Genomic DNA, 4,076 nt, shown 5'->3' with positions numbered 1-4,076 from the left:
GTGTATTTTGTGTGTGTGGGTAATTATAATTTAAATTCGCAACTGTGCGGGGGCCCCGCGGGCCCCGATTATGCGGGGCGGGGGTCACGGCGACCGCCGTGACCCTGCTCGTCTCGGCGGCGGCCGTTCCCACGCCGACCGACACCACCCCGACTCGCGGCTCCGCCTACATGGGCATGGGAGTCCTGGCCCACGACGGCCAGAGCGCGAGCACAACGCCCGCCGATCCCAAAGCCGGCCAGACCGAAGGCGTCGACGTCGCGAGCTACCAGGGCGCCGTCGCCTGGTCGACGCTGTGGGGCAGCGGAGTCCGATGGGCCTACACCAAGGCGAGTGAGGGGACTTACTACACCAACTCCTACTTCTCCAAGCAGTACGACGGCGCGGACGACGCCGGAATGATCCGCGGTGCGTACCACTTCGCGACGCCGGACAGCAGCGGTGGTGCCGCCCAGGCCGACTACTTCGTCGACCACGGCGGTGGCTGGACCAAGGACGGCCGGACCCTGCCGGGTGTGCTCGACATCGAGTACAACCCGTACGGCGCCACCTGCTACGGCAGGACGGCGAGCCAGATGGTCGACTGGATCGGCGACTTCCTGGACCGCTACAAGGAACGCACCGGCCGCCACGCGGCCATCTACACCTCCACCAACTGGTGGAAGCAGTGCACCGGCAACTACAGCGGCTTCGGCGACACCAACCCGCTGTGGGTCGCCCGGTACGCGTCGAGCGTGGGCGAGCTCCCGGCCGGCTGGGACTTCCACACGATGTGGCAGTACACCTCGACCGGGCCGACGGTGGGGGACCACGACAGATTCAACGGATCCACCGACAGGCTGAAATCGCTGGCCAACGGCTGACCTCCGGGTCAACGGCCCGTACGAAGTCGCCCATTCGCGCCCGACGGCGTGTGCGCGCGGCGCCGACGGCCCTCTTCGCCTATCTTCAGCCACGGATCCGATATTTGGAGCAAAAATGCCAAAGGCGGATGAACTGGTTGATGTGGCGGGAGGGGTGGCGGTCGTACCCGTCAGCCCGCCGAGGCGCCGGCTGCTCCCGCGGCCGTTCGCCACCGCGGTCGCGACGGCCGTGGGCGCCGGCGCCGTGGCGCTCGCGCTCGCCGGAACCCAGTGGCTGAACCACCCGGCCGTCGAGGCATGGCGCACCGTCTGCCTCGCCATCACGGTCCAGGCACTGCCGTTCCTACTGCTGGGCACGGTGCTGTCCGGCGCGATCAACGCCTTCGTGCCGGCCGACCTGTTCACCAGGGCACTTCCCCGGCGCCCCGCCCTGGCCGTTCCGGTGGCCGGCATGGCCGGCGCCGTACTGCCCGGGTGCGAATGCGCCTCCGTACCCGTGGCCAACAGCCTGATCCGCCGGGGAGTCACCCCGGCGGCGGCCTTCGCCTTCCTGCTCTCCGCGCCCGCCATCAACCCGGTCGTGCTGACCGCCACCGCCGTCGCCTTCCCCGGCAGCCCCGCCATGGTCGCCGCCCGGCTGCTCGCCTCGCTCGTCACCGCCGCGCTGATGGGCTGGCTGTGGCTCTGGCTGGGCAGGGAGGAATGGCTGCGGCCTGTCGTCCGGCACACGGGCCACCAGCGCGGCCACAGCCGCTGGACCGAGTTCCGGCTCGGCTTCCAGTACGACTTCCTGCACGCCGGCGGCTTCCTCGTCCTAGGCGCCATGGCCGCTGCGACCTTCAACGTGATGGTGCCGCGCTCGGTCCTCGACGCCTTTTCCGGTTCGCCCTGGCTGTCGGTGCTCTTCCTGGCCGGCCTCGCCGTCCTCCTGGCGGTGTGCTCGGAGGCCGACGCCTTCGTCGCGGCCTCGCTCACCGGTTTCTCACCGACCGCGCGGCTGGCGTTCATGGTGGTCGGCCCGATGGTCGACCTGAAACTGATCGCCCTGCAGGCCGGTACCTTCGGCCGCGCCTTCGCCTGGCGCTTCTCCACGGCGACCACCGTGACGGCGGTCGCCGTCAGCGTCCTGATCGGAGGCGCGCTGCTGTGAAGCGTCACGCCCAGGTGCTGCTCCTGGTGCTGATCGGCATCGGCCTGCTGCACGCCGCTCTGTTCACCGACCTCTACCTGCGGTACGTCAAGGAGGGCCTGCGCCCGGTGCTGGTCGTCTCCGGCGTGCTGCTCACCCTGATGGGGATCGCGGCCGCGGCACTGGACAGGGGCCACGCCGGACACGCGCACGGCCACGACCACTCCGCCGCCCCCCGCATCGCCTGGCTGCTCGCGCTCCCCGCCCTGAGCCTCCTGCTCTACGCCCCGCCCGCCCTTGGCGCGTACACCGCGGCACACTCGAACAACAAGCCGGTCGAACACCGCAAGCGGTTCGAAACCCTGCCAGCGGCCTCACCGCTGCCCATGACGCTCACCGACTTCACCACCCGCGTACAGCAGGACCGCACACTCGCCATCAAGGGCCGCAGCGTCCTGCTGACCGGCTTCGCCACCCCGGCCGGAGCGGGTGGCGGCTGGTATCTGACCCGGATCATCTTCACCTGCTGCGCCGCCGACGCGCAGACGGTCAAGGTCCGCGTCTACGGAACAGAGGCCCCCGCAGCCAATACCTGGCTGGCCGTGACCGGCACCTGGCACGCCAAGGGCAGCCTCGGTACGCGCTCCGCGCAGGCCGCTCTGGACGCACGGCAGCTGCGGCCCGTCGCCCAGCCGGTCAACGCCTTCACGGACGACCTGCCGCTGACCCCCTCCTAGGCCCTGTCGTCACATCCCCGCCTGTCCGGCGACGCCGTGCCGACCGTGGGGCCGCCCACGCCGAGCGAGCCGAGCAGCCGCTTGGACACCATCTTGGCGTTCCCCCTTCATGTGCGCCTCTTCCCGAACGGCGCCGCGGCCGCCCGGGGCTGACCATGAGTCAGGTCCGGTCCGCCCCGCATTGCCTCTAAAGGCGTACAGAAGCACAGGTCGCGGGGCCGTCGAGGGTGGAGGGCCGCGGCGGCGTGCCGGGGTCTCGGGCGTGTGGCTCGCGGTCTGTTGCGCGAGCTCCGGGTTGAAACGGGAAACCGATCGGTTTACGGTGGTGGAAACCGATCGGTTTCACCTTGGGAGATTGTCATGACCGCAGTCAAGGACTCCGTCGTTCTCGTCACCGGCGGCAGCCGTGGCGTGGGCAGAGCGCTTGTGGAGGAGCTGTACGTCCGCGGCGCCCGAAAGGTCTATGCCACCGCCCGCGACCCGCGCACCGTCACCCACCCCGACGCCGTTCCGCTCGGGCTGGAGGTCACCGACCCCGACTCCGTGGCCGCCGTCGCCGCACGGGCCCAGGACGTCACGGTTCTGATCAACAATGCGGGGGTGGCCACCGGCGCCCGCTTCCTCACCTCGCCGGTCGACGACATCCGCCGTGAGCTCGAGACCAACTTCTACGGACCCCTGCTGCTGACCCGTGCTTTCGCTCCCGTCATCGAGCGCAACGGCGGCGGGCACATCCTCAATGTGCACTCCGTGCTGTCCTGGCTCGCCGACGGCAGCACCTACAGCGCCTCCAAGGCCGCGGCCTGGTCCCAGACCAACAGCCTGCGGCTGGAACTGCGCCCGCGCGGTATCGCCGTCACCGGACTGCACATGGCGTACGTCGACACCGACATGACCGTCGGCATCGACGCGCCGAAGTCCAGCCCCCACGACATCGCCGTGGCCGCCCTCGACGGCATGGAGGCCGGAGCGCACGAGGTGCTCGCCGACGACACGACCCGCCGGGTCAAGGGCGCGCTGTCGGGAGACGTGGCGGCGATGTACGAGCAGCTCGCCCAGTAGCAGCTCATCGGCCTGCCGGGGCCCGAGGCGCGCCGTGGTTGCCTGCTCGTCGGCCTGGTGGATCTCCTGGTTGCCCCACCGCGGCCGCGCCGTCGGCGCCGGCCTCGAGACACGGGCCGCACAGCCGGGCGGCGTCGGTCACCGGGGCGCGGTCACGGTCTCGCCGGCCTTACGCCCGGGGGGCCCCCCCCCGCCGGGGGGGGCGCGACGAGGCCGACCCCGCCATCGAGACCGCGACCCCGAGCCCCCCCCCCCCCGCCCCACCCCCCCCGCCCCCCCCCCCCC

At 71.1% G+C, this 4,076-nt stretch carries 4 protein-coding genes; all 4 read left to right on the top strand.

All coding sequences use genetic code 11. The features are described 5' to 3' along the window. Nucleotides 1-98 precede the first annotated feature (98 nt). The 4 genes from ACFW2E_RS21645 to ACFW2E_RS21630 all read left to right on the top strand — a co-directional run bounded on the left by ACFW2E_RS21645 (nt 99) and on the right by ACFW2E_RS21630 (nt 3,791). Nucleotides 99-863 (top strand): lysozyme, encoded by a 765-nt coding sequence (locus ACFW2E_RS21645; RefSeq protein ID WP_384468697.1) that lies wholly within the window; start codon nt 99-101, stop codon nt 861-863. Between the two features lie 115 nt (nt 864-978). Then, nucleotides 979-2,013 carry a permease gene (locus tag ACFW2E_RS21640; RefSeq protein ID WP_384468696.1) on the top strand — a complete coding sequence of 345 codons (1,035 nt, stop codon included), beginning with the start codon at nt 979-981 and terminating at the stop codon, nt 2,011-2,013. Beyond that, a complete protein-coding gene (locus ACFW2E_RS21635) occupies nt 2,010-2,729 on the top strand; it encodes a TIGR03943 family putative permease subunit (RefSeq protein WP_384468695.1) in 720 nt (239 codons plus the stop codon). The genes ACFW2E_RS21640 and ACFW2E_RS21635 overlap by 4 nt, the downstream gene beginning before the upstream one ends. 360 nt (nt 2,730-3,089) lie before the next feature. After that, on the top strand, nt 3,090-3,791 hold the full coding sequence (locus ACFW2E_RS21630; RefSeq protein WP_384468694.1) for an SDR family oxidoreductase: 702 nt from the start codon (nt 3,090-3,092) through the stop codon (nt 3,789-3,791). Nucleotides 3,792-4,076: the final 285 nt, after the last annotated feature.

The sequence above is a fragment of the Streptomyces sp. NPDC058964 genome (genome assembly GCF_042741275.1).
GTDB lineage: Bacteria > Actinomycetota > Actinomycetes > Streptomycetales > Streptomycetaceae > Streptomyces.
The sequence above is the reverse complement of the archived record's forward strand: the minus strand, read 5'-3'. Positions and strand labels throughout refer to the sequence as shown.

Excerpts from the sequence above, each read along its gene's own strand:
- ACFW2E_RS21630 (WP_384468694.1), top strand. The coding sequence starts at position 3,090 with ATGACCGCAGTCAAGGACTCCGTCGTTCTCGTCACCGGCGGCAGCCGT.
- ACFW2E_RS21640 (WP_384468696.1), top strand. The coding sequence starts at position 979 with ATGCCAAAGGCGGATGAACTGGTTGATGTGGCGGGAGGGGTGGCGGTC.